Below are 23,890 nucleotides of genomic sequence, written 5' to 3'. Positions count from 1 at the left end.
GGAGGGGAGCAGCGCGACGCTTTTGTGTTGAGGGATGCGGAGAGCACCGGGATGTACACCCGGCGTGGCGTCGGCAGGGGTCATCGGGTCTCCTTCGGGGCGGGGACGGGGCGCGGCACCTCGATGATCCGTCCTCGCGGAGCGCCTCGGGAGGCCGGGCGCGAACGCTCACGAGGCAGGCGCGCCAGAACGTCAGAACGCGCCAGTGGACCGTGCCGCCGAGCTGTGCCAACGGCACCGCGGAACGTGCCACGCGCCTCCGAGTGCCCGCTGCGCGCCGTTTCAAGACGGCCTACGCTCACCGGATGGACGAGGTGTGGGACGCGTACGGCGCGCGGGCGGAGGAGTACGCGGCGCTGCTCGGATCGGTCGACGCGGGGCCCGCGGCCGACCGCGAGCTGATCGGGTCGTGGGCCGACGGGCTGGAGGGCACGGTCGCCGATGTGGGCTGCGGGCCCGGGCACTGGACGGAGTTCCTCCAGCGCCGCGGAGCCGCCGCTATCGGCGTCGACCCGGTGCCGGAGTTCGTCGCTCTGGCGCGGGCGCGGTTCCCGGACGTCCCGTTCCGGCTCGGCTCGGCGCTCGAGCTCAACGTCGACGGCCTCGGGGGTGTTCTCTCGTGGTACTCGCTCATCCACCTGCCGCCGGCGGAGCTGCCCGGCGCGGTCGCGGCGCTCGCCGCGCACCTCCGACCGGGCGGAAGCCTGCTGATCGGCTTCTTCGAAGGGCCGCGCACGGAGGCGTTCGCGCACGCCGTCGCACCGGCGTGGTTCCATCCGCTCGCCGAGATGCGCGCCCTCGCCGAGCAGGCCTGCCTCGAGGTGACCCACTCGCTCCGCCGCAGCGCCCCCGGCGTCCGCGACCACGGCGAGCTGATCGCCGTCCGCCCGCGCTGACGCCGAGCTGATCGCCGGCCTGTGATCCGGACGCCGCCGACGCCGCGCTGGTTCCGTGCTGACGGCACCCGCTCCCGCTGGTCATCGGCGGCCGACGTCCCGGCCCACCGCATCCCCTCGAGACACCACCGCCCCGCCGGGACGCCGCCGTCTCAGCGGTGCCGCGGCGGTCCCGGCGGTGTCCCGGCGGACGAGGGCCCCCGCGCCTAGAGGCGGTCGGCGCGCCACTCCGTGGGGATCTCCTCGCCGCGGCGGAACGCCTCCTCCTCGCGCTCGCGCAGCTCGACGCGGCGGATCTTGCCCGAGATCGTCTTGGGCAGGGGGTGGAACTCGAGGCGCCGCACCCGCTCGAAGGAGGAGAGCAGCTCCCGGGTGTGGGCGAAGATCGCGCTCGCCGTCTCGGCGGTCGGCTCCCAGCCCTCGGCGAGAGTGACGTACGCCTTCACCACGCTGTGGCGCACCTCGTCCGGAGCCGGCACCACCGCGGACTCGGCGACGGCGGGGTGCTGCAGCAGCACGCTCTCGACCTCGAACGGCGAGATCTTGAAGTCGGAGGACTTGAAGATGTCGTCGGTGCGGCCCACGAAGGTGATCGTGCCGTCGACCGCGCGGACCGCCACGTCGCCGGTGTGGAAGTAGCCGTCGGCGCGGGCGCGCTCGGTGCGGTCCTCGTCGCCGAGGTAGCCGGACATCAGGTTGACGGGCTCGACGGACAGGTCGAGGCAGATCTCGCCGGTGGAGGCGGGCTCGACGGTCAGCGGATCGACGAGGGCGATCGCGACGCCGGGCAGCGCGCGGCCCATCGCTCCGGGGACCACGGGGGCGCCGGGCGGGTTCGCGATGATCGCGGTGGTCTCGGTCTGGCCGTAGCCGTCGCGGATGGTGAGTCCCCACTCCCGCTCGACGGTCGCGATGACCTCGGGGTTGAGCGGCTCGCCCGCCGAGAGGATCTCGGTCAGCGCGCGCGGCTTCGCTCCCAGCGCCGACTGGATCAGCATCCGCCACACGGTCGGCGGTGCGCAGAACGTGGTGACCTCGGCCCGGTCGAGCTGCTGGTGCAGAGCGGTGGGGGAGAAGCGGCTGTAGTTGTAGACGAACACCGTCGCCTCGGCGTTCCACGGAGCGAAGAAGCAGCTCCACGCGTGCTTGCCCCAGCCCGGCGAGCTGATCGCCATGTGCACGTCGCCCGGCTGCACGCCGAGCCAGTACATCGTGCTGAGGTGCCCCACGGGGTACGACTCGTGCGTGTGCACGACCATCTTGGGCTTCGAGGTGGTGCCGGAGGTGAAGTAGATCAGGCACGGATCGGAGCTCTCGACGACCACCGTCGGGCTGATGCCGAAGGGCTCGAGCGAGTCGGCGTAGTCGAGCCAGCCCTCGACGGCGCCGCCGACCGCGATGCGGCCGAAGCCGCCCTCCATCTCGTCGAACTTGGCTGTCTCGGAGGCGTCCGCGATGACGTGCGCGACCTCGCCGCGCTCGAGACGATCGGCCAGATCGGCGGGCGAGAGCAGGGTCGTCGTGGGGAGGATGACCGCGCCGAGCTTCATGATCGCGAGCATCGACTCCCACAGTTCGAGGCGGTTGCCGAGCATGAGCATCACGTGATCGCCCTGCTCGACGCCGACCGAGTGGAGCCAGGCGGCGACCTCGTCGGAGCGCCAGCGCATCCGGTCGAAGGAGTACTTCTCCTCGGAGCCGTCCTCCTCCACGATCCAGAGGGCGGGGCGCTCGTTGCCGATGGCGATCGCGTCGAACCAGTCCACCGCCCAGTTGAAGCGGGGCCCGACGTCCGGCCACTGGAAGGCCTCGTTCGCGGCGACCGCATCGGTGCGGTGCTGCAGGAGGGTGTCGCGGGCGGCGCGGAAGCTCCCGGTGGGGTTCATGCATGTCTCCGTAGCGGTCGAGGTCCGGCCGCTGGCGGGACCGACCCCATTCTGCTCCCGCCGCGGTGCCGGGTGCTGCGCGACGGAGGCCCGGTGGGGACGCGCGTCGGAGGGAGCACCTGTGGAGGAGCGGCCGAGTCCGTCCCACGAACGACACGGCGTCAGCGGGAGGGCGGAGGGCTCGCCGCCGCAGCAGGCGCTCCCTCCGCTCCCTCCGCGGGACCTCAGTACTTGATGGACTGACCGCCGTCGATCGGGAGGACGGTCGCGTTCACGTACGAGGCGTCGTCCGAGAGGAGGAAGGCGACGACCGAGGCGATCTCGTCGGCCTCGCCGTAGCGCTTGGTCGGGTTGACCTGGATGAACTCCTCGGCCGCCTTGCGCGGGTTCTGCGGGTCGAGCTGCTTCATCGAGTTCTCGACCATCGGGGTCCAGATGGCCCCGGGCGCGATCGCGTTGATGCGGATGCCGAACTCGCCGTACTCGATCGCGGAGTTGCGGGTGAGGCCGACGACGCCGTGCTTGGCGGCGGCGTAGCCGGACTGATTGCCGATCGCGGTGATGCCGCCGACGCTCGCGGTGTTGACGACCATGCCCGAGCCCTGCTCGCGCATCACCTTCAGCACCTTCTCGAGGCCGAGGAACACGCCCCGGAGGTTGATCGCGACGACCTTGTCGAACTCGTCGGCCGTGAAGTCCTCGGTGAGGTTCTGGCGGCCCTCGATGCCGGCGTTGTTGAAGAAGCCGTCGATGCGGCCGAACGCCTCGAGGGTGCGCGCGACGTAGGCGTCGACGTCCGCCTCCTTCGACACGTCGGCGAGGACGGTGATCGACTCGGTGCCCTCGGGCAGGACGTCGACCGTGGCGGCGAGGCCCTGCTCCGAGATGTCGACGAGGGCGAGCTTCGCGCCCTCCTGGGCGAGGCGGACGGCGGCAGCGCGGCCCAGGCCGGATCCGCCTCCGGTGATGAGGACGACGCGGTCGGTGAAGCGGGTGCTGGTGGTGGTCATGACGACTCCTGCTCGAAGAGGGATGGGCCCGGAGGCCGTGTGGTCGGCGAGTCCGTATCCATGCGTCTGCATGCAATTGGCTCCACGATACGCCACAGGTGTCGGTTGAGTCTGAGTGCGCGGTCAGGGAGGGAGCGATCCGGGCCGTGGGCGCCCGCAGTCGAGCCCGTGGACCCTCGCGAGCGGCGCCGCAGGATCCGATGCGAGCACTCGGGTTCCGGGCAGAGCCGCCGCCCCCCGACCCCGATCCGCCTGGCCGCCGCTTCCGGGCGACCGAGCCGCCCCGGCCGAGCAGGCGAGTCGCCGAGTCGCCGCCGATCCGCCGCTCGCCCGCCTACAGGTGCGGCTGCCCCGTCGAGGCGCTCGTCCCGCCGTCCACGGCCAGGATCGCGCCGGTGATGTACGCCGCGTCCGCGCTGGCGAGGAACAGCACCGGCGGGGCGATGTCGTCCGGCTGCCCGGGGCGCCCGAGGGCGATGCGGTCGATGAAGGGCGCGAGCTCCTCGGGGGTCGAGGCCATCGACTCGGTCAGCGGCGTCTGCGTGAAGGCGGGCGCGACGGCGTTGACCCGCACACCGTGCGCGCCGAAGTCGAGGGCCAGCGACTGCACGAACGTCGTGATCGCGCCCTTGGTCGCGTTGTAGGCGGCCTGGCCCCAGTCGCCGCGGATGCCCGACACGGAGGAGACGACGACGATGTTGCCGCGGCTCGCCTTGAGGTGCGGGAGCGCCGCCTTCACCGCGTAGAAGAGGGCGTCGACGTTCGTGGCGAAGAGCGAGCGCCAGGCGTCGTCCTCCACCTCCTCGATCGGGCCGCCGAGGTGGCCGGCCGCGTTGTTCACGAGGACGTCGATCCCGCCGAACCTCGCGACGGTGCCCTCGACGAGCGCGTCGACCTCGGCTCGGACCGAGACGTCGGTGGGCACGACCAGGACGCGCTCGGCCGGGAAGCCGGCGACGGTCTCCTCGAGCGTGGCGGGGGTGCGCCCGGCGACCGCGACGCTCGCGCCCTGCTCGAGGAAGGCGCGTGCGATGGAGCGGCCGATGCCGGAGCCGGCTCCGGTGATCAGGACGGTGCGTCCGGCGAAGGGGTAGGTGTTCGAGGCGATCAAGGCGGTGCCTTCCGGGTGCAGAGGGGCGGCTCGGCGGGGTGCGCCGGGAGCGGCGGGCGTCGGATCCGCCCGGTGCCGATCATCCGCGGCACCCGAGCGGATCGACGGGCCGCCGCGCCGGTACGGAGGAGCTCCACATCGCTCCGCAGCACGGCCCCCGACCCTGGCAACCGCCGCAGAGTGCGATCCGCGGCCGCGCGGGCTCGGGTAGACCGGAGGGACGCCAGTGGACAGGGGGAACCACCATGGACACCACGAGAACGACCGCTCCGCGCCGGGCGACGGGGCTCCGGGCGGGACGGCGCGCGACCGCGCTGGGCGCCTCGGCACTGCTCGCGGCGCTCGCTCTGAGCGGCTGCACGAGCGGCGCCGACCAGGCGGAGGAGGCGACACCCGCCGTTCCCGGCACCGCTGCTCCGGCGACCGCCGCTCCGACCGCGACGCCCACCGACGCTCCGCTCGGGCCCGTGACGCTGCCCGAGGGAGCGACCGCCGCCGTGCGGTGGACCGACCAGGTCGGCCCCGTCGATCCGCAGACCGTGAACCTCAGCGGCGATCCGCTGCACATCACCGTCTCGGTCGCCTGCGACACCGCGGACGCCGAGGTGACGATCGAGGTCGTCGGCCTGATGACGAGCGGATCGTCGTGCGTCTACAGCCCGAGCGCGACCCGCACCGGCACGGGAGGCGGCAACACGGGCACCATGCAGATCGCCGTCGAGCAGGACGCCGAGATCAGGGTGACGACGGTGCCGGACGACGCGCACTGGTCGGCCGCCGTCTCGACCGGGGCGCGGACGGTCCCCGGGCCCTGACGCCGGCCTGCGCGCTCACGAGAACACAGAAGTCGCGGTGGTCGAGAGCGGCCACCGCGACGTCTGCGTTCTCGAGTCGTCGAGGACGTCAGCCGATCGGGACGCCGAGCTCGGCCATGAACGGCACGGCGTCGACCGCCTCGCCGTCGACCCGCGTCTCGAAGTGCAGGTGGCAGCCGGTGGAGGCGCCGGTCGAGCCGCGCAGCGCGATGACCTGGCCGACGGTGACGGTCTCGCCGACCGACACCATCAGCTCGCTGTTGTGGGCGTAGCCGGTCTCGATGCCGCCGCCGTTGTCGAGCAGGATCCAGTTGCCGTAGCTGCCCTGGTACGACGCCTCCTCGACGGTGCCGCTGGAGGCCGCGAGGACGGGCGTGCCGCAGGCGCCGGCGAGATCGGTGCCCTTGTGGAACAGGTTCACGCCGGCGACCGGCGCGTCGGGGCGGGGGCCGTAGCTGCTGCTGATGTGACCGGAGATCGGGACGACCCACGCTCCGGACGCTCCGGCGGCGGCCGCGGTCGACTCGCCGGAGGTGGCGGTGATCGCGTCGAGGGACGCGGTGGGCACGAGGACCTCGGGCTTGGCCTCGGCGGCGAAGGCGTCGCGGGTGACGCTCTGCTGCACGACTCCGGCCGCCACGAAGCTCTGCGGGCGGGCCGCGGCGACGGCGGTGGCCGTGTCGCGGGTCAGCTCGGAGTCGGCGGTGCTGCCCACGGCGAACGCGGGCATCGTCGAGGTGATCGCGATGCCGGCCACGAGGGTCATCGCGGCGACGGCGGAGACGCGGGGGCGCGACGGGCCGCGCGAGGGGCGGCGGCTGCGGGACTCCTGCTCACGGAGCGAGCGACGGGTCGGGAGGGCGGACGGACTGCCGGTCTCGGCTCCTGCGGGGGTGGGAGTCGAGGCGCGTGACGAACGGTGCATGCAGAGGAGGTTCCAGGTCTGCCGACGCTCGAGGGGGGAGGCGAGCGCCGGGTGGGGCAGTGGGGCTGATCGCACGGCTGAGCCGATGCGACCCTCCAAACTACCCGCGTTCCGCCGGAACCGACCTGAGAGAAACCTCCGGAGTCAAGCGGTTGAGCGCATCGATCGGCTCTCGATCCGGGTGGCGGGGGTGCGCCGGGTCGCCGGTGGGCGTGCTCAGCGGTCGGCGGTGAAGACGAGCAGGACGATCACGCCGGCGATCGTCGCCGCGACTCCGGAGCCCAGGCGCCACCACATCCACTTGTCGCGCCTGGGCCCGCGCACGGGACGCCGGAGGCCGGCGCGGCCCTGGTAGCCGCCGGGATCGTGCTGGAAGACCATGCGTCCAGCCTGCCGAACCCGCGCCCGTCGCGGGGTCACTCGCCCGCGACTCCCAGCCGCGAACGGCACCGCAGGGCTGAAGCGAGAGCCGAGGAGAAAGGAGGAGAGGCGGCGACCAGGGGGAAGGGGAGGCGGGACGGCACGGGCGCAGAACGGCCGCCGCCCGCGCGCCTAGCGCGGCCCGGGCGCGCTCGCCAGCGGGTTCGCGGGGCGGGTGCCGCTCGGTAGCGTGGGGGAGTCGGCCGGAGCGGTCGACGAGCGGAGGAGCGGATATGGCCGGGACCGGCAACGACAGGGACGCACGCGACAAGGCGGCGCAGAAGCGCGCGAAGAAGGCGCTGAAGAAGGCCGAGAAGTCGGTGCGCGCGGCGCACGAGGCGGTCCGCGACTCCAGCAAGAAGCTGCGCAAGAAGGCCCGCAAGCTGGCCGAGCAGACCGAGAAGCTCAAGCGGACCCAGGAGAAGGCGGCGAAGAAGGCGGCCGCGGCCGAGAACCGCCCGACCACGCCGAAGCACGCCGCCGAGCCGGCGGTCGGCGCCCTCGACCTCACCCCGCCGCTTCCCGGCTCGCAGGAGCCCGCCGAGGATCAGGAGTCCGCCGAGGACGCCGGTGCCGCGGCCGGGTCCGCCGCACAGCCGGAGCCGGCCCCCGACTCCGACCCCGCGCACACCCCGGACCTCACCCCGCCGATGCCGCGCTCGGCCTCCTGAGCGCACCCGTCTGAGCGCGCCCGCCTGAGCGTCATCCGGCCACCGCCGGCCGCCTCACGCGCCGCCCGCCTGAGAATCCGCACAGACTACTCGGGCGGGCGTGCCCCGCGAGGTGAACAGCAGGTGAAGCCTCGCGACCACGCCGGAACGCCTCCCGCCGCGGGAGCATCATGTCTGCGTGGATCCCTTCATCCTGCTCGCGCTCGTCGTCGTCACAGCTCTCGCCTTCGACTTCACCAACGGCTTCCATGACACGGCGAACGCGATGGCCACGTCCATCGCGACCGGTGCCCTGAAGCCCCGCACCGCCGTCGCCCTCTCGGCGTCGCTGAACCTCGTCGGTGCGTTCCTCAGCATCGAGGTGGCGCTGACCGTCACCAACGCGGTCGTGAAGATCCAGGACTCCTCGGGCGCACCCGATCCGGCGCTGCTCGAGGACGGCGGTTCCGCTCTGCTGCTGATCGTGCTGGCCGGCCTCATCGGCGGCATCGTCTGGAACCTGCTGACCTGGCTGCTCGGCCTTCCCTCGAGCTCGTCGCACGCCCTCTTCGGCGGCCTGATCGGCTCCGCTCTCGCGGGCCTCGGCCTCAACGGCGTCAACTGGGCCGGCGACGGCACGAAGCTCGACGGCGTCGTCGGCAAGGTGATCCTCCCGGCGCTGATGTCGCCCGTGCTCGCCGGCGCGGTCGCGGCGATCGGCACCTGGCTCGTCTTCCGCGTGATCGGCAACCTCGCCGAGAAGAGCCTCCACCGCGGCTTCCGCTTCGGCCAGATCGGCAGCGCCTCCCTCGTCTCGCTCGCGCACGGCACCAACGACGCGCAGAAGACCATGGGAGTGATCACGCTCGCGCTGATCGCGGCCGGCGGCTGGAGCGACACCGAGTCGGTCCCCTTCTGGGTCAAGCTCAGCTGCGCGCTGGCCATCTCGCTCGGCACCTACATCGGCGGCTGGCGGATCATCCGCACCGTCGGCAAGGGCCTCGTCGAGATCGACACCCCGCAGGGCATGGCCGCCGAGAGCGCCTCCGCCGCGGTCATCCTCGCCTCCAGCCACCTCGGCTTCGCCCTCTCGACCACCCACGTCGCGACCGGCTCGATCCTCGGCTCCGGAGTCGGCCGACCCGGAGCGCAGGTGCGCTGGCGCGTGGCGCTGCGCATGGTGATCGCCTGGGTCATCACGCTCCCGGCCGCCGCTCTCGTCGGCGCCGTGATGTGGTGGATCGGCCACCTCGTCGGAGGCGCGGCCGGCGGCCTCCTGATGGCCGCGATCCTCGTCGCCGTCGCCTCCCTCATCTACATCCGCTCGCGCCGCGACAGCATCGGTGCGCACAACGTCAACGACGAGTGGCAGGACGCGGCGGCACGCCCCGCGCCCGAGACCGCCGGCGTCTGAGCGAAAGGATCCGCACCGTGCTCTCCCTCTTCCTCTCCGCCGCCGGCCAGGTGGCCCTCGTCGCCGTGCTCCTCGGAGCAGGCCTGCCCGTGCTCTTCGCCGTCGGCGTCCGCTCCTTCGCCGTCGCCGCCGGTGCTCCCGCCTCGGGCGGGTCCGACGCCCCCGCGGTCCGGAGCGGTCTGCCCGCTCCGGTGCTGCGCGGGATCGGCGTGCTCTGCTTCGCCCTCGTCGTCGGCTCCGTCGTGATCGGCCTGAGCGTCATCATCGCGACGGGCCTCGGCCAGTCGGTGAGCTTCGAGCACGTGATCCCGACTTTCGTGCCCAAGGGCTGAGCATGGCCTCGACCGATCCGATCGCGGCGCGGGAGGGGATCGTCGCCCGCGTGGTCGGCTGGCTGCGCGCGGGCTACCCGTCCGGCGTGCCGGAGCAGGACTACCTGCCGCTGCTGGGCCTGCTGCGCCGCAGTCTCACGACGGACGAGGTCGAGCAGGTCGTCGCGCGGCTCCTGTCGGAGTCGGAGCGGGCCGAGACGGTCGTCTCGCGAGCCGTCGTGCGCGAGCGGATCGAGCAGCTGCTGCTCGGACCGGCGCTGCCCGAGGACGTCGCCCGCGTCTCCTCGCGGCTCGCGAGCGCGGGCTGGCCGCTGGCGGGCCCGGAGTCGCTGGCCGAGCCGGACACCCGCGAGGGCCTGGTCGCGCGCATCGTCCGCTGGCTGCGCGCCGGCTATCCGGCCGGGCTGCCCGAGCAGGACTTCGTGCCGCTGCTGGCGCTCCTCCGCCGCCGTCTGAGCGACGAGGAGGTGGCCGAGGTGGCCGCCGGTCTCGCCGCCGACGCGCCCGCCTCCCGCGCGGACGTCGGCACAGCGATCGCCGGAGTGACCTCGGAGCTGCCCTCGGAGGAGGACATCGAGCGCGTGCGCCGGTCGCTGGCCGCGCTGGGCTGGCCGGAGGAGTTCGCGAGCTGAGGCGCCGCGGCCCGGGTCTCGGGCCGCAGGAGTCCGCGTGCCGATCCGCCGCTGTCGCCGGCGATCCGGCCGGAGAGCCGGCCGGCCGACCGCGCCGCGATCCCGGGCGGTCCAGCCGTCGAAGGGTGACCCCGCCGGGACCAGGACGCGGACGCTGCAGCGGGCCGGGCCCGCCGTGAGCGGGCGGGACGAGCGCTGGAGCGTGTCCTCGGGCGGGCGACAGGCGGCCGCCCGGTCGGCAGGGGAGTCGCGGGGTCACGACGCGCGCCGTCCGCCGTCCTAGGTTCGGCCCGGGTCCGGATCGGCTGCGCAGCCGGCTGCCGGACCGCAGCCCGACCGGAAGGACAGCCCATGCCCGCACCCACCATCGTCCTCGTCCACGGAGCGTTCGCCGACGCCGCGAGCTTCGCCCCGGTCACGCGGATCCTGCTCGACGCCGGCCACGCCGTGCGCGTCCCTGCAGTGCCGAACCGCAGCCTGCTGGGCGACGCGGAGTACCTCCGCTCCTTCGTGGAGCAGCTCGACGGGCCGGTCCTGCTGGCGGGCCACTCCTACGGCGGCGCCGTGATCACGGTGGCGGGCGCCGCCGAGAACGTGGTCGGCCTCGTCTACCTCGCGGCCTACGCGCTCGAGGAGGGGGAGAGCCTCGGGCAGCTGCAGGGCGCCTTCCCCGACTCCGACCTCCCGGCGAATCTCGTCTACACCCCGTTCCCGATCGACGGGGCGGAGCCGGGCACGGACGTGTCGGTCGCGGTGTCGGCGTTCCCGGAGGTGTTCGCGGCCGGGATCGACCCGGCCGAGGCGGCCGTGCTCGCGGTCGGCCAGCGCCCGCTCGCCGCTCTGGCCTTCGGTGAGGCCGCCCCGGTCGCCGCCTGGCGGACCCGGCCGAGCTGGGGCGTCGTCGCGGCCGCGGACCGGACGATCAACCCGGACGTCGAGCGGTTCGGCTACCGGCGGGCGGGCGTGCGCTCGGTCGTCGAGCTCGACGCGCCGCACCTGGTGATGCGCTCGCACCCGGAGGAGGTCGCGCGGATCATCGCCGACGCCGCGGCGGAGCTGAGCTGACCGCGGAGTCGCCTGACCGCGGAGGGGTGCGCCGAGTGCCGGTGCGCTCCTCCGCACCCCGCCGCGCACCGCCCCCAACCGGAAGCACGCCCCGCCGATCTAGGTACTCCCGCCGCGGATCTAGGTCGGCGTCGCGTGGAGTCGGGCCCGCCTCCTCCCTAGCCTCGAAGGGAGAGAAGGGCGGGATCGTGGACACGGACACCGCGCGGCTCGGCGCCTACCTCCGGGGGCACCGCGACCGGCTGCGCCCCGACGAGGTCGGCCTGGGCGCCGACGGCAGGCGCCGCGTCAGCGGGCTGCGCCGCCAGGAGGTCGCCGTGCTCGCGGGGATCAGCCCGGACTACTACCTGCGGCTCGAGCAGGGCAAGGACCGCCGCCCCTCGGCGCAGGTCCTGGACGCTCTGGCCCGCGCGTTCCGTCTCGACGCGGACGGGCGCGACTACCTCTTCCGGCTCGGCGGACACGCCGCGCCGCGCCGCTCACCGGGCTGGGCGCAGGCCGGGCCGACCCCGGCGCAGGTCGGCAGCCTGACGAGCATGGTCTCGTCCTGGACCACGACGCCCGCCTACGTGGTCGACCGCTACCTGGACCTCGTCGCCGTGAACGAGCTCGGCCGCCTGTTCCTCCCCCTGGCCTGCGAGCAGGGGACCAACATGATCGAGGCCGTCGTCGACGCCGCGGCGCTCGAGACCGACGCCGAGCGGCACGAGGACTGGGACCGCACGATCGCCGTGATGACGGCCGCCCTCCGCTTCCACTCCGACCCGGCGGACCCGCGTCTGCGGGTCCTGGTCGCCTCGCTCGGAGGCCGCTCGCGGGTGTTCCGCCGCGTCTGGGCGAGCCAGGAGGCATATCCGCTCCGCGAGGGCTCGTCGCCGGTGCGCGTCGACCCCTTCGGCTTCATCGCCTTCCGCTGGCAGACCCTGGAGGTGCACGGAGGCGACCACTTCCTGACCTCCTTCTTCGGCGCCCCCGGCAGCGCCGCGGCCGCCGCGATCGATTTCATCCGGGCCCGTCACCGGGTCGAGGAGTGTCTGCGCGAGGGTGCGATACTCGACGCGTGAAGCGGGACGCGCTCGTCGTCGGTCGGGGATCGGAGCTCGCGCGGCTCCGTCTGATGGTCGAGGGCATCGCCGCCCACGGGTCGGCGCTCGTCATCGACGGGGACGCCGGGGTCGGCAAGACCACCCTGGTCGAGGAGGTCGTCGCCCACGCCCGCGCACGCGACGTGCGGGTGCTGCGGACCGCGGGCTCCGCAGCGGAGTCGGGCGACCAGTACGCGGCGCTGCAGCTCCTCCTGCACCCGCTCCGCCCGGGCCTCGACGGCCTGCCCCTGCCGCAGCGGGACGCGCTCCGCGTGGCCTTCCACCTGGCGGACGGAGTGCAGCCGACGCCGCTCCTGGCCGGCCTCTCGGCCCTGACCCTCCTGAGCGACGCCGCCGCCGATCGGCCCCTGCTGGTCGTCGTGGAGGACCTGCACCGGATCGACCCGGAGTCGGCGTGGGCGCTGCGGATGCTCGCCCGGCGCATCGGCGAGGACCGCGTCGTCGTCGTGATGACCACGAGGGACCGGCCCGAGGAGGACTCCGGCCTCGAGCACCTCCACCTCGGGCCGCTGTCGGCCGCCGACTCGGCCGCTCTCCTCGACACGCTCCCGCATCCTCCTCGCGGCGCCGCCCGGCGCGCTCTGCTCGACCTCGCCCGCGGGAATCCGCTCGCCCTGGTGGAGCTGACCGGACGCGACCCGTCCGCCGACGAGGCGGAGGACCGCGCGGTGACCGGACGCCTCGAATCGGCCTTCGCCGAGCGCTTCGCGGAGCTCGACCAGCCCTCGCGGCTCGCCGTGCTGGCCGTGGCGCTGGGCGACGTCGCGACGGCGGAGGAGGCGAGCCGGCTGGCGAACCTGGCGATCGGCCGCCACCCCGACCCCTCCTGGATCGACAGGGCCGTCGCCGCGTCGCTGCTCAGCTGGACGCCGGGGAGCGGACTCCGCTTCCGGCACCCTCTCGTGCAGTCCGCGGTGACGAGCGTGAGCCGCCCCTCCGAGCGCGCGGCCGTGCTCCGCACGCTCGTCCAGGAGCACCGCGACGACCGGAGCCGGACGCTCTGGTGGCGGTCGGAGCTCGCGACCGGCTCTGACGGGCCGGTCGGCGAGGAGCTCGCCGGTCTCGCGGCGTCCGGCCTCGCGACGGGCGACGTCGTCCTGGCGGCTCAGGCGATGGAGCGGGCGGCGGAGCTGACCCCCGCGGGTCCGCTGCGCGTCTCGCGCCTGATCGACGCGGCCGAGTACTCCGGGCTCGCCGGCCGGACCGCGGAGGCGGCGCTGCTCGTGCACCGCGCGGCGGGCGAGACCGTCGATCCGGTGCTCACCGCCCGCGCCGCCTGGACGCGCGAGACGCTGCCGACCGGGCGCACGGCCCTCTCGCGGGGCGACCTCTCGCCCGCGCTCGCCGCAGTGACGGCGCTGCAGAGCCACGGAGCCGTCGACGCCGCGACCGCCGCGCTCCTGCACCTCGCCGCCATCGCCTGGGACCACAACCGCGAGGCGTCGCCCGGCGAGCCGATGATCCAGGCGGTGCGCGCGCTCGCCCTCGACGACTCCGACCCGCGCGCCGTCCTGCTCGCGGCAGTCACCGAGCCGATCGCCCGCGGCGACGAGGTCGTCCGCCGGGCGCTCGCGGCGGCCGGCGGGTCGAGCGGTCCGGAGGAGGCGTGGTGGCTCGGCTACGCGCTGAACACGGCGGGCGAGGTCGAGGTCGCCCGGGAGCTCCTGGAGGAGGCGATCACGGGGCTCCGCGCGCGCGGCGACATCCGGATCCTCCCGCAGGCGCTCCTCGCCGCCTCGATGACCACGTCGCTCGCCGGCCGCTTCTCGCGCGCCCGCTCCTTCGCCGAGGAGGCGCTCGTCCTCGGGAGCGACCTGGGGGACGTCGGCTTCGAGACCGCGTCCCGGGCCTGCCTGGCCTGGTTCGACGCGATGGAGGGCGTCGCGCCCGATCCCGAGGCGATCAGCGCGGGCAGCGCGATCGGCGCGGCCGTCCTCTGCTCGAGCGTGATGCGGGCGACGCTCCGCGGATCGCGAGCGGCGGTGGCGGTCCTCGAGTCGCGACCGGGCGACGCCGTGCCGGAGCTCCTGCCCCTCCTCGACACGGACGACGACTCCCTGAACCCCGGCTTCGCGATCCTGACCACGCCCGATCTCGTCGACGCGGCTCTCGCGATCGGGGACGTCGGAGTCGTTCGCCTGCACGCCGCGAGGCTGGAATCGCTCTTCGAGCGCTGGCACCAGCCGATGATCGAGGCGGCCCTCCGGTACGCGCAGATCGCCGTGGCGCTCGCCGACGGAGCGCCGGACGCCGCGGCCGGGCTGCTCCGCCGGACTCCGCCGCCGCTCCCGTACGTGCGGGCGCGGGCGCTGCTGCTCGTGGGCGACGGGCTGCGCCGGGCCGGTCAGGCGGCGGAGGCGCGGCCCCTCCTCCGCGAGTCGCTGGCGATGCTCGAGGAGCTGCCGATCCGCGCCTGGGCCGATCGGGCCCGTGACGCGCTCCGGGCCGCCGGAGGGAGGATCGCCGACGCGCCGTCGCCGGCCGCGGCCACGCTGACCCCGCAGGAGCTGCGCATCTGCGCTCTCGCGAGCACGGGGCTGTCGAACCGCGCGATCGCGCAGAACCTGTTCCTCTCGCCGCGCACGGTCGGCGCGCACCTGTACGCGGCGTACCGCAAGCTCGGGATCGGCGGGCGGGGCGAGCTCGCCGCGGTGCTCGGGAGGGACGCGGGCGCCGACGTCTGAGGCCGGACTCCGCTCGCAGGGGCGCCGGGACCCACTCCGAGCGCAGACGCGCAGGCGCGCCCCGGAACGGCCGGGACGCGCCTGCGAGCGTGCCTCGCTACTCCTGGATGAAGGCCAGCAGGTCGGGGTTGATGACGTCGGCGTGGACGGTCAGCATGCCGTGCGGGTAGCCCTCGTAGATCTTGAGCGTCGAGTTCTGCAGCAGCTCGTGCTGCTTGAGCGAGGCGTCCTTGTAGGGGACGACCTGGTCGTCGTCGCCCTGGGTGACGAGGACGGGGACGGTGATCGCCTTCAGGTCCTCGGTCTGGTCCGTCTCCGAGAAGGCCTTGATGCCCTCGTAGTGCGCGAGCGCGGATCCGGTCATGCCCTGGCGCCACCAGTTGTCGACCACGGGCTGCGAGAGCTCGACCCCCTCGCGGTTGAAGCCGTAGAAGGGCCCGGAGGCCACGGCCTGGTAGAACTCGGCGCGGTTCGCCGCGAGAGCGTCGCGGAAGCCGTCGAACACCGAGATCGGCGTGCCCTCGGGGTTCGCCTCGGTCTGCACCATCAGCGGCGGGACCGACGAGACGAGGACGGCCTTGGCCACGCGGCCCTGGGGCTCGCCGTACTTCGCGACGTAGCGCGCGACCTGGCCGCCTCCGGTGGAGTGGCCGATGTGGATCGCGTTCCGCAGGTCGAGGTGCTCGACGACCGCGTTCACGTCGCTGGCGTAGTGGTCCATGTCGTGTCCGGTGCCGACCTGGGTCGAGCGTCCGTGCCCGCGGCGGTCGGTCGCGATGACGCGGTAGCCGTGCGCGTGGAAGAACAGCATCTGCGCGTCCCAGTCGTCGGACGACAGCGGCCAGCCGTGGTGGAAGACGATGGGCTGCGCGTCGGTGCTGCCCCAGTCCTTGTAGTAGATCTCGACGTCGTCGTCCGTGGTCACAAACGGCATCTTCGAACCTCCGTGCTCGTGTCGATCCCGAGCCCGGCCCGGGTCGTGTCCAAGGTGGTGCCTCCCCGGATGAGGGTGGGGAGCGGCTCCACGATAGGGGCGTGGGAGCGCTCCCTGAAGAGCGCGGGGAGATGTTCCGACGATCGTCCAGACCTGGTCGCATGGGCGGTGGCGAGGCCGCCGGCCGCGCACGCCGTGTGGGGTCGGATGACTCGTGACCGGCACCGCGGACGCTGACAGGATCGCGGCGGACGCGCCCTCCCGCGGCGCGCGGATCGGAGGTCGCGATGCCCACGACGACGCCCACGACGACGGCCCTGCCGACGCCCCTGCCGACGACGCCCCGGCCGGCGGTGCTCCGGTGACCGTCGAGGACCGCGTCCCGATCGAGCCGCAGGCGGTCGTCGCTCCGCTCAGCCGGTCCGCCGTCTTCCTCTCGCTCGACATCGTCGGCGGGCAGGACGCCGCGGACCGCGTGCGGGACGTCGTCGCCGACGTGGGCGGGATCCTCCGCGCGGTCGGCTTCCGCGACCTGGGCCTGCGCCTCTCCTGCCTGGTCGGGATCGGGAGCGACGCATGGGACCGCTTCGGCGGGGAGGGGCGCCCCGCGCAGCTGCATCCGTTCAGGGAGGTGGTGGGCGCGGCGCACACGGCCGTCTCGACGCAGACCGACCTCCTGTTCCACATCCGGGCGGAGCGGGACGACGCCTGCTTCGAGTTCGAGCGCCTCCTGCTCGACGCGCTCGGCGAGGACGTCGTCGTCCGCGACGAGGTGGTCGGCTTCCGCTACTTCGACAACCGCGACCTGCTGGGCTTCGTCGACGGCACCGAGAATCCGACCGGCGAGGCGCTGCCCCGCGTCGCGCTGATCGGCGCGGAGGACGCGGCGTTCGCGGGCGGCAGCTACCTGGTCGTGCAGAAGTACCTGCACGACCTGACGGCGTGGCACGCGCTCACCACCGAGCAGCAGGAGCGGGTCATCGGCCGGAGCAAGGCCGACAACGTCGAGCGCGAGGACGATCCGGCGCAGCTCTCGCACAAGGGGCTCGCGACCGTAGTCGACGCCGGCGGGACCGAGCACGACATCCTCCGCGACAACATGCCCTTCGGCCGGCCCGGCAGGGGCGAGTTCGGCACGTACTTCCTCGGCCTGGCCGCCGACCTGTCGGTGATCGAGACGATGCTGACGCGGATGTTCGTCGGCGTGCCCGCGGGCCGGCACGACCGCCTCCTCGACTTCTCGACCGCGACGACCGGCGGGGTCTACTTCGTGCCCTCGCGGGACGTGCTCGAGGGCCTGGGCGGCTGACCCGGGCCGGTCGTCGGGGCGCGGATCGAGTCGGATGACCGTGGTGCCGCCCGGGCCGGAGCGGTGGGATCGGAGCAGCGCAGGCGCGCAGGACGATCAGCAGGGAGAACGCCGTGGAACCCGACGACAGCACCGCTCCGCACCACGAGACCCCCGGTTTCGGAGACCCGGACCTCCCCCAGGAGGGGATCGTGAACACCGAGGGCGATCCCTCGGCGAACACGATGACCGGCCCGCAGAACCGCGTCCTGGAGGGACTGTTCCCGAACCAGATCGCCGCGCCCGCGACGGACATCAGCACGCAGCCGTTCTTCTGGTCCTCCTTCAACATCTCGCCGCGGCGGGTGCAGCGGGGAGGCTGGGCGCGCGAGCTCACGCAGGCCGATTTCGCGATCTCGAACGAGATCGCCGGCGTGAACATGTACCTCGAGGCCGGCGGGATCCGCGAGCTGCACTGGCACCAGAGCGCCGAGTGGGCGCTGATGACCAAGGGGAACTGCCGCATCACCACGCTCAGCCGCACCGGCCGGCCCAGCGTCGACGACGTGCAGGAGGGGGACCTCTGGTACTTCCCGCCCGGCCTGCCGCACTCCCTGCAGGGCCTCGGCCCGGACGGGGCGGAGTTCGTGCTCGCGTTCGACGACGGCGAGCAGTCCGAGAGCAACACGCTCCTGCTCACCGACTGGTTCGCGCACACGCCGCCGGACGTGCTGGCGAAGAACTTCGGCGTCGCGCAGGAGGTCTTCCGCGACATCCCGCTGCACGACCTCTGGATCTTCCCGGGCGACGTGCCCGGCGACCTCCAGGCCGACCGGGCCGCGGCCGGGGTGCAGGACGGCGACGAGGCGGTGATCTTCCGGCTCTCCCGCTCCGAGCCCGTGTACCAGAACAGCGGCGGCCGGATCCAGATCGCCGACAGCACGAACTTCCCGGCCTCGCGCACGGTCTCGGCCGCGCTGACGACCGTCGAGCCCGGCTCGATGCGCGAGCTGCACTGGCACCCCAACGCCGACGAGTGGCAGTACTACCTCCGCGGATCCGCTCGGATGACCGTCTTCAACACCGGCCCGCACGCCAACACGACCGACTTCCACGCCGGAGACGTGGGCGTCGTGCGCCGCAACTTCGGCCACTACGTGGAGAACACCGGCGACGACACGCTCGTCTACATCGAGACCTTCAAGAGCTCCCGCTACGAGGAGGTGTCGCTCGCCCAGTGGCTGAGCCACCTGCCGCCGTCGCTGGTCGCGCAGCACCTGAACATCCCGGAGGAGGTGCTGGCGACCTTCCCGCCCGGGACGCAGGGGATCACTCCGTTGCGCTGAGGGAGGGACGCGCGGAGGGGACGGGGACATGGCGGAGGATCACGAGGCGGCGCTCCTGCCGTGGGCGGGGAGGGCGGCGGTGCTGCTGGACCGGCACCTGCGGGTGCTGGCCGCGACTCCGCTCGCGCGGGCGCTCTCGCCCGCCTTCGCCCCAGGAGTGAGCATCGCCCGCTTCACCTTCCTGGACTCGTCCGAGGTCGAGGACCTGCCCTGCTGGGGGTCCGCCGCCGATCAGGTCGCGGCGATGCTCCGCGACTCGCTCGAGCGGCATCGGGGGGACCGGGAGTTCCTGACGGTCGTCGGGGAGCTCTCGGCGAGGAGCCCGCGGTTCGCGGACTCGTGGGCGGCCGGGGCGGAGGCCGACGCACGCGGGTCGGTCGTGTTCCTCGACACCGCGGTCGGCTCCGTTCCGATGGACTACCGGCTGGTCCGGGACGGCGCGCGCCTCCTGCTCCTGTTCGAGGCGGGTGACGCGACGGATCGCGAGGCTCTCGCCCGGCTCGCGGCCACGCGTCAGGCGCCGGCCGGGGCGGCCAGCGCGGTGCCCGCCTCCGGAGCGGGCCGCAGCGAGGCGAGGACGTCGACGGCCGCAGCCGCCGGAGTCCCCGCTGCCGCGAGGTAGGTCACGACGTACCGGCCCGGAGCGCCGGCGAGCTCCAGGGTCTGCATCTCGAGGTCGAGCCAGCCGAACGGCTCGACGTGGACGCGGATCCACCGGTGGGTGAAGGGGCGGACCTGGTACTCGGCCCAGATCGACCGGAACAGCGGATTCTCGACCGAGCACTCGCCGACGATCTCGTGCAGCCGCGGATCGTCGGGGTCGCTGTAGAACCGCAGCGCGGCGATCAGCTCGCGGAAGACCTGGCCCCACGCCCGCAGCTGGTCCGGCGGGTCGCCGTTCGCCACGGCGCGCGCGTAGCCGCGGGACGTGGAGAGCAGCATGTTGGCGCCGGGCACGCCCTTGTCGGGGGCGAGACGGCTCATCAGGTCGTTCGCGCCGAGGACGTCGAGGTTGCGGTCGAACGCGTACGCCGGGGTCCTCGGCCAGTGGGCGAGCAGCGACTCCACGCCCTGGCCCGGCGGAGGAGAGTCGGGATCGCGCGGCCCGGGGCGCAGCCGGGCGAGCCGGAAGAGGTAGGCGCGCTCGAACTCGTCGAAGGCGAGCGCCTCGGCGAGGGCGTTCAGCACCTGGTCGGACGGGGCGACCGCGTGCCCCTGCTCGACGCGGAGGTAGTAGTCGCGGCTGATCCGGGCGCGGTCGGCGACCTCCTCGCGGCGCAGGCCCGACACCCGCCGCCGGGTGCCCGCGGTCGGCACGCCGACCTGCTCCGGCCGCAGCGCCGCCCGGCGAGCGCGGAGGAACTCCGCGAGGGGGCTGCGAGAGCTCATCGTGCGACTCCATCGGATCACCCGCCGGGTCGAGCGGCGGTCGTGCGGGGGTGGGGCCGTACCGGTCGTCCGGTGGGACACAGAGTACCGTCGGGCGCTCGCGGGGCCCACTGCCCTGCTGCGCCTCCTGCCCGGCGCCGACCGGGGGCCGGGCGCTCGGGACGGTTCGCCAGAGGGAGCGCTCCGGAGGGTTCCGACAGAGGGAGGAGAGCGCGGCCGCGCCCGGCGGTCAGCATGGGGTCCTCGGAACCCGTCCCTCAGGAGTCGCGATGACGATCAGTGCACTCTCCTCGCCGCCCGCGCACCCGAGCGCCCCCGAGGACGTGGTGGTCCGGATGCTGAGCTCGGCGTCGCCCGCGCGGGAGCGGCTCCTGGTGGTCGAGGGCGGGATCGGCTCGGGCCGGACGCACATGCTGCGCTCCGCCGCGGCCACCGCTCGCGCCGCCGGCTGCGAGGTCGTGGAGGTGCGGCCGGACCGGGGCGACGCCGTGATCGGCGCGTCCTCGCTCGCGCTGTTCGCCACGCTGATCGGCCGTCTGCAGCGGGTGCGCGACTCCTCCGCCTCGCCCTGCGACCCCGGCTTCCTGATCGTCGTCGACGACTGGGAGCGGTTCGACGTCGCCGCCCGCGAGACCCTCCAGGCCCTGGTGACCCGGCTGGTGGACGAGGTCGGTGCCGCCTGCCTCCTCGCCACCGGCGACCGGCGCGTCCTCGCCGGCTGGGAGGGCCTCCGGCACCGTCGCACCGAGCCCCTCGACGCGGAGGCGGCCCGCGGCTTCCTGCGCGCCCACGGCGGCCGCCGGCCGCTCGCCGTCGAGGCGCGCCTGCTGCGGGTCGCGGAGGGGAATCCGCTGCTCCTCGACGTCCTCGGGCGGGCCTGGGCCGACGAGGACGCTCCCTCGCCCTTCCCGGTCTACCCGCGGCTCGAGCAGGTCGAGACCAGGGTGCTCGACCTGCTGGCTCCGCTGTCGGAGGAGTGCCGGGAGGCGCTCCTGGTCGCCGCGGTGGCGGGCGCCGAGTTCCCGGAGAGCATCGGGTCGGCCCCCGGAGACGGGGACCGCGCCCGGGTGCAGGCGGGGATCCTGACGGCGGGCGGCCGTGCGTTCCGCGATCCGGTGGTCCGCGCGGTGGTTCTCTCGACGGCGTCGCCCCGAGCGCTGCGGGCGGCACGGAGGCGGCTCGCCGAGCGCCCGGAGTCGGCCCCGCACCTCCGCCTGCTGCTCGCGGCGGACGACACCGCCGGGCCGGAGGAGCGGGCGCGGCTGCTGAGGGACGCGGCGGAGGAGCGACTCCGCGCGGGTCGGCCGCAGGAGGCGCTGCTCCTCCTCGCCGAGGCGCGCTCGAGTGCGCGCGGTGCTGCTCTGCGGGAGGAGCTCGAGGCGCGCGCGGCCGCCGTCGCGGCCTTCACCGGCGACGCGGCGGCCCTCGAGCGGGTGGTCGAGCGCTCGCGGGAGGACGGCGGGGTTCCCGGGGCCGGCGTCGAGGCGGCGCGGCTGGCCGATGCGCTGCTCCGCACGGGGGACGTGAGCGGGGTCCGCCGCGCGGCCCTCCGGGGGCTCGGCGCTCGGGTGGGGCGTGGGGACTCGGGAGTCGGTGGTGCCTCGCTCGCCGGCGGTGCCTCGTCTGTCGGTGGTGCCTCTCCTGTCGGTGGTGCCTCTCCAGTCGGCGGTGTCGCTCCCGCCGAGACCGACGCCTCCCGCGACGACGTCAGCAGCCTCCCCGCCGACCACGCAGCCCCTCACGACGCCGCCGCCGACCTGCTGGTGACCGTTCTCCACCTCGCCTGCATGCTCCGCGGCGATCCCGCGTGGTGGCAGGAGGCGCTCGCCGTCGGCGAGGAGCACCCCCTCGATCCCGTCCTGCGCCTGGTGGAGGCCTGCGTGCGGCCGGTCCCGGACGAGGAGTGGGAGGGCCGCCTGCGGCTCGCCGAGGACTCCGCGGTCACCGGCGACCCGTGGAAGACGGTCGCGCTGCACCTCGCCTGGTCGCTGCTCGAGGTCTCGGACGAGCGCCGCGACCGCCTCGCCGGGCTCCTCGACGGCGGGGAGGAGGCGGACGGCCTGCCCGGCGCCCTCGCCCTCCTCCGCCGCGGCACCACCGCCCTCGACCGCGGTCGCCTCGACGACGCCTCGGCCGACCTCGACCGCGCCGCCGCCCGCGCCGACGACCTGCCCGCCGTGCGCGCGCTGATCGACGCGACTCGAGCCCGGGGCCACGCCGTGCAGGGCGACCGCGCACGCACCCTCGAGTGCGCCGAGCGCGCGACGGCCTGGGCGCTGCGGCACGGAGCGGCGTCGGTCGCGCGCGCCGCCGATCACGCCCTGTGCTCGCTCGACCTCGGCGGCGGCCGTTTCGAGGAGGCGCACGCCCGCTCCTCCTCCCGCGCCGGCGGCGATCCGCTGGAGCTCCTCGACGCCGCCGAGGCCGCCTCGCGCCTCCGCCTGCCCGAGCACTGCGCCGAGCTGGCGGCGGCCGCGGCGGACCTCGCCGCGCGGCCCCTCGCTCCCCGCGGGCGGATGCTCGCCCTCGCGGCGACCGCGGTCCTCGATCAGACCGGCGGCGCGGGCGCCCTCTTCGAGCGCTCCCTCGACCCGGCCTCCGAGGAGTGGCCGTTCGAGCGGGCGCGCGTCCAGCTCTGCCACGGCGAGTGGCTGCGCCGCCGGATGCGCCCGCTGGAGGCGCGCACCCGGTTCCGCCAGGCCGCCGCGGGATTCGCCGCGGTGGGGGCCGAGCTCTGGCTCGCCCGCGCCCAGCACGAGCTGCGGGCGGCGGGCGGAGCGGGGGAGGCGCCGGTCGCCGCCGACCTCAGCGAGCAGGAGCGGCGCGTGGTCTCCCTGGCCGCCGCCGGCCTGTCGAACAAGCAGATCGCCCAGCAGCTCTTCGTCTCGCCCCGCACCGTCAGCGGGCACCTGTACCGGATCTTCCCCAAGCTCGGGGTGACCTCGCGGGCAGGGCTCCGCGACGCGCTCCTCAGCCTCGAGGACGCCCGGAGCGCGTGACGGAGCCGCAGGATCGAGTCATCCGACCTGGTGCCTGCCGCCGCGGGAGGCGCATGCTGAGCGCATGACGTCGCAGCAGATGATCGACCCCTCCGTCCCGCCGAGCGGCCCCGGCTGCGTCGAGTGCGAGCAGTCCGGCTCGTGGTGGCTGCACCTGCGCCGCTGCGCGCTCTGCGGGCACATCGGCTGCTGCGACGACTCGCTGAACCGCCACGCGACGGCCCACTACCACTCGACGGGCCACGCGGTCATCCGCAGCTTCGAGCCCGGCGAGGACTGGTTCTGGGACTACCGGACCGACGACTACGCCGACGGCCCCGCGCTGGCCGACCCGCAGAGCCACCCGGCGAGCCAGACCACCCCGGGGCCGAAGGACCGCGTGCCGCGCGACTGGCAGTACCTCCTCGCCGAGCGCGCCGAGCGCGGCTGAGCCGCGCGCCTCCGCGAGAGCGCAGGACTTTCGCGAGAGTCCAGGAGTTGTCGCACTCGGCATCGACTGCGACAACTCCTGGACAGTCGCCGGCCGCCGGCTCCCTGCGCACGTCCGCAGGCGGCGTGCAGACAGAAGTCACCGTGCTCGCGACCGACCACGGCGACTTCTGAATGGTCGCGGCGGCCCGCCGACGAGCGATCGCCACGAGAGTCCAGGAGTTGTCGCACTGGGCGTCGACTGCGACAACTCTCGAGCAGTCGCGGCCGTCGGAGCCGCCGACACCCAACGCTTGTTTACAGGCGGCGAGTAGCCAGGAGTCGCCGTACTCGCGACCGACCACTGCGACTTCTGGATGTTCGCGGCGGCCCGCCGACGAGCGAGCGCCACGAGAGTCCAGGAGTTGTCGCACTGGGCGTCGACTGCGACAACTCTTGAGCAGTCGCGGGAGCAGTCGCGGGAGCAGGTCGGAGCCAGCTGACCAGCCGGCGGCCGACGCCGCGCCTGATCGGCGTTCGTCACCTCCGGACCCCCCCGGCCGAGCCCCGCCCCGTCACC

Annotated in this window: 21 protein-coding genes; 14 read left to right on the top strand and 7 right to left on the bottom strand. The window is 74.2% G+C overall.

The genetic code is table 11. From position 1 onward, the window contains the following. Positions 1-305 precede the first annotated feature (305 nt). Complete coding sequence (locus C5C46_RS15735) at positions 306-896, top strand: trans-aconitate 2-methyltransferase (RefSeq protein ID WP_104227386.1); 591 nt, start codon at positions 306-308, stop codon at positions 894-896. A gap of 206 nt (positions 897-1,102) precedes the next feature. Here the strand turns inward: C5C46_RS15735 and C5C46_RS15730 are convergent, their stop codons facing one another. The 3 genes from C5C46_RS15730 to C5C46_RS15720 all read right to left on the bottom strand — a co-directional run bounded on the left by C5C46_RS15730 (position 1,103) and on the right by C5C46_RS15720 (position 4,903). Further along, positions 1,103-2,782: an AMP-binding protein gene (locus tag C5C46_RS15730; protein ID WP_104227385.1), complete on the bottom strand. Its 1,680-nt coding sequence runs from the start codon at positions 2,780-2,782 to the stop codon at positions 1,103-1,105. Positions 2,783-3,006: 224 nt separating this feature from the next. After that, on the bottom strand, positions 3,007-3,792 hold the full coding sequence (locus tag C5C46_RS15725) for a glucose 1-dehydrogenase (protein WP_167299040.1): 786 nt from the start codon (positions 3,790-3,792) through the stop codon (positions 3,007-3,009). A 334-nt stretch (positions 3,793-4,126) separates the two neighbouring features. Further along, positions 4,127-4,903, bottom strand: coding sequence for an SDR family NAD(P)-dependent oxidoreductase (locus C5C46_RS15720; RefSeq protein ID WP_244229515.1), 777 nt, complete (start codon positions 4,901-4,903; stop codon positions 4,127-4,129). 245 nt (positions 4,904-5,148) lie between these two features. On the opposite strand from C5C46_RS15720, the gene C5C46_RS15715 reads away from it, so the two are divergent. Continuing rightward, the gene (locus tag C5C46_RS15715) at positions 5,149-5,718 is read left to right on the top strand and encodes a hypothetical protein (RefSeq protein WP_104227383.1); all 570 of its coding nucleotides are present in this window, start codon (positions 5,149-5,151) and stop codon (positions 5,716-5,718) included. An 88-nt stretch (positions 5,719-5,806) separates the two neighbouring features. On the opposite strand, the gene C5C46_RS15710 is transcribed toward C5C46_RS15715, so the two are convergent. Continuing rightward, on the bottom strand, positions 5,807-6,643 hold the full coding sequence (locus C5C46_RS15710; RefSeq protein ID WP_104227382.1) for a M23 family metallopeptidase: 837 nt from the start codon (positions 6,641-6,643) through the stop codon (positions 5,807-5,809). A gap of 216 nt (positions 6,644-6,859) precedes the next feature. Beyond that, positions 6,860-7,024 (bottom strand): hypothetical protein, encoded by a 165-nt coding sequence (locus C5C46_RS17065; RefSeq protein WP_181136543.1) that lies wholly within the window; start codon positions 7,022-7,024, stop codon positions 6,860-6,862. 272 nt (positions 7,025-7,296) lie between these two features. Here C5C46_RS17065 and C5C46_RS15705 point away from each other — a divergent pair, with 272 nt between their 5' ends. From C5C46_RS15705 to C5C46_RS15675, 7 genes are all read left to right on the top strand, one after another. Further along, positions 7,297-7,734, top strand: coding sequence for a hypothetical protein (locus C5C46_RS15705; protein ID WP_104227381.1), 438 nt, complete (start codon positions 7,297-7,299; stop codon positions 7,732-7,734). 178 nt (positions 7,735-7,912) lie between these two features. Further along, positions 7,913-9,127 (top strand): inorganic phosphate transporter, encoded by a 1,215-nt coding sequence (locus tag C5C46_RS15700; protein ID WP_104224012.1) that lies wholly within the window; start codon positions 7,913-7,915, stop codon positions 9,125-9,127. Positions 9,128-9,144: 17 nt separating this feature from the next. After that, positions 9,145-9,459: a hypothetical protein gene (locus C5C46_RS15695; RefSeq protein ID WP_104227380.1), complete on the top strand. Its 315-nt coding sequence runs from the start codon at positions 9,145-9,147 to the stop codon at positions 9,457-9,459. 2 nt (positions 9,460-9,461) lie between these two features. Continuing rightward, a complete protein-coding gene (locus tag C5C46_RS15690; protein ID WP_104227379.1) occupies positions 9,462-10,091 on the top strand; it encodes a DUF3349 domain-containing protein in 630 nt (209 codons plus the stop codon). A gap of 351 nt (positions 10,092-10,442) precedes the next feature. Continuing rightward, positions 10,443-11,156 carry an alpha/beta fold hydrolase gene (locus C5C46_RS15685; protein WP_104227378.1) on the top strand — a complete coding sequence of 238 codons (714 nt, stop codon included), beginning with the start codon at positions 10,443-10,445 and terminating at the stop codon, positions 11,154-11,156. A 188-nt stretch (positions 11,157-11,344) separates the two neighbouring features. After that, positions 11,345-12,220 carry a helix-turn-helix domain-containing protein gene (locus tag C5C46_RS15680; protein ID WP_104224008.1) on the top strand — a complete coding sequence of 292 codons (876 nt, stop codon included), beginning with the start codon at positions 11,345-11,347 and terminating at the stop codon, positions 12,218-12,220. Continuing rightward, on the top strand, positions 12,217-14,946 hold the full coding sequence (locus tag C5C46_RS15675) for an AAA family ATPase (protein ID WP_104227376.1): 2,730 nt from the start codon (positions 12,217-12,219) through the stop codon (positions 14,944-14,946). The genes C5C46_RS15680 and C5C46_RS15675 overlap by 4 nt, the downstream gene beginning before the upstream one ends. Positions 14,947-15,043: 97 nt before the next feature. Here the strand turns inward: C5C46_RS15675 and C5C46_RS15670 are convergent, their stop codons facing one another. Beyond that, positions 15,044-15,880: an alpha/beta fold hydrolase gene (locus C5C46_RS15670; protein ID WP_104227375.1), complete on the bottom strand. Its 837-nt coding sequence runs from the start codon at positions 15,878-15,880 to the stop codon at positions 15,044-15,046. Positions 15,881-16,094: 214 nt separating this feature from the next. On the opposite strand from C5C46_RS15670, the gene C5C46_RS15665 reads away from it, so the two are divergent. From C5C46_RS15665 to C5C46_RS16690, 3 genes are all read left to right on the top strand, one after another. After that, entirely contained in the window at positions 16,095-17,189 is a 1,095-nt protein-coding gene (locus C5C46_RS15665) for a Dyp-type peroxidase (protein ID WP_308470973.1), read from the top strand. 113 nt (positions 17,190-17,302) lie between these two features. Further along, the gene (locus tag C5C46_RS15660) at positions 17,303-18,514 is read left to right on the top strand and encodes a cupin domain-containing protein (RefSeq protein WP_244229514.1); all 1,212 of its coding nucleotides are present in this window, start codon (positions 17,303-17,305) and stop codon (positions 18,512-18,514) included. A gap of 28 nt (positions 18,515-18,542) precedes the next feature. After that, entirely contained in the window at positions 18,543-19,136 is a 594-nt protein-coding gene (locus tag C5C46_RS16690) for a hypothetical protein (protein WP_104261236.1), read from the top strand. On the opposite strand, the gene C5C46_RS15655 is transcribed toward C5C46_RS16690, so the two are convergent. Continuing rightward, on the bottom strand, positions 19,028-19,903 hold the full coding sequence (locus C5C46_RS15655; protein WP_104227374.1) for a helix-turn-helix transcriptional regulator: 876 nt from the start codon (positions 19,901-19,903) through the stop codon (positions 19,028-19,030). The two genes, C5C46_RS16690 and C5C46_RS15655, sit on opposite strands and share 109 nt — an antisense overlap. A 269-nt stretch (positions 19,904-20,172) precedes the next feature. Here C5C46_RS15655 and C5C46_RS15650 point away from each other — a divergent pair, with 269 nt between their 5' ends. After that, the gene (locus tag C5C46_RS15650) at positions 20,173-22,902 is read left to right on the top strand and encodes a LuxR C-terminal-related transcriptional regulator (protein WP_104227373.1); all 2,730 of its coding nucleotides are present in this window, start codon (positions 20,173-20,175) and stop codon (positions 22,900-22,902) included. Positions 22,903-22,966: 64 nt separating this feature from the next. Further along, a complete protein-coding gene (locus C5C46_RS15645) occupies positions 22,967-23,332 on the top strand; it encodes a UBP-type zinc finger domain-containing protein (RefSeq protein WP_104227372.1) in 366 nt (121 codons plus the stop codon). Positions 23,333-23,890 lie beyond the last annotated feature (558 nt).

This window comes from Rathayibacter sp. AY1E6, from assembly GCF_002931115.1.
Classification (GTDB): Bacteria; Actinomycetota; Actinomycetes; order Actinomycetales; family Microbacteriaceae; genus Rathayibacter.
This window is presented reverse-complemented; position numbering and strand designations above follow the sequence as displayed.

Coding starts and splice junctions, on each gene's coding strand:
- C5C46_RS15735 (WP_104227386.1), top strand. CDS start 306: ATGGACGAGGTGTGGGACGCGTACGGCGCGCGGGCGGAGGAGTACGCG.
- C5C46_RS15730 (WP_104227385.1), bottom strand. CDS start 2,782: ATGAACCCCACCGGGAGCTTCCGCGCCGCCCGCGACACCCTCCTGCAG.
- C5C46_RS15725 (WP_167299040.1), bottom strand. CDS start 3,792: ATGACCACCACCAGCACCCGCTTCACCGACCGCGTCGTCCTCATCACC.
- C5C46_RS15715 (WP_104227383.1), top strand. CDS start 5,149: ATGGACACCACGAGAACGACCGCTCCGCGCCGGGCGACGGGGCTCCGG.
- C5C46_RS15710 (WP_104227382.1), bottom strand. CDS start 6,643: ATGCACCGTTCGTCACGCGCCTCGACTCCCACCCCCGCAGGAGCCGAG.
- C5C46_RS17065 (WP_181136543.1), bottom strand. CDS start 7,024: ATGGTCTTCCAGCACGATCCCGGCGGCTACCAGGGCCGCGCCGGCCTC.
- C5C46_RS15705 (WP_104227381.1), top strand. CDS start 7,297: ATGGCCGGGACCGGCAACGACAGGGACGCACGCGACAAGGCGGCGCAG.
- C5C46_RS15690 (WP_104227379.1), top strand. CDS start 9,462: ATGGCCTCGACCGATCCGATCGCGGCGCGGGAGGGGATCGTCGCCCGC.
- C5C46_RS15685 (WP_104227378.1), top strand. CDS start 10,443: ATGCCCGCACCCACCATCGTCCTCGTCCACGGAGCGTTCGCCGACGCC.
- C5C46_RS15670 (WP_104227375.1), bottom strand. CDS start 15,880: ATGCCGTTTGTGACCACGGACGACGACGTCGAGATCTACTACAAGGAC.
- C5C46_RS16690 (WP_104261236.1), top strand. CDS start 18,543: ATGGCGGAGGATCACGAGGCGGCGCTCCTGCCGTGGGCGGGGAGGGCG.
- C5C46_RS15655 (WP_104227374.1), bottom strand. CDS start 19,903: ATGAGCTCTCGCAGCCCCCTCGCGGAGTTCCTCCGCGCTCGCCGGGCG.
- C5C46_RS15650 (WP_104227373.1), top strand. CDS start 20,173: ATGACGATCAGTGCACTCTCCTCGCCGCCCGCGCACCCGAGCGCCCCC.
- C5C46_RS15645 (WP_104227372.1), top strand. CDS start 22,967: ATGACGTCGCAGCAGATGATCGACCCCTCCGTCCCGCCGAGCGGCCCC.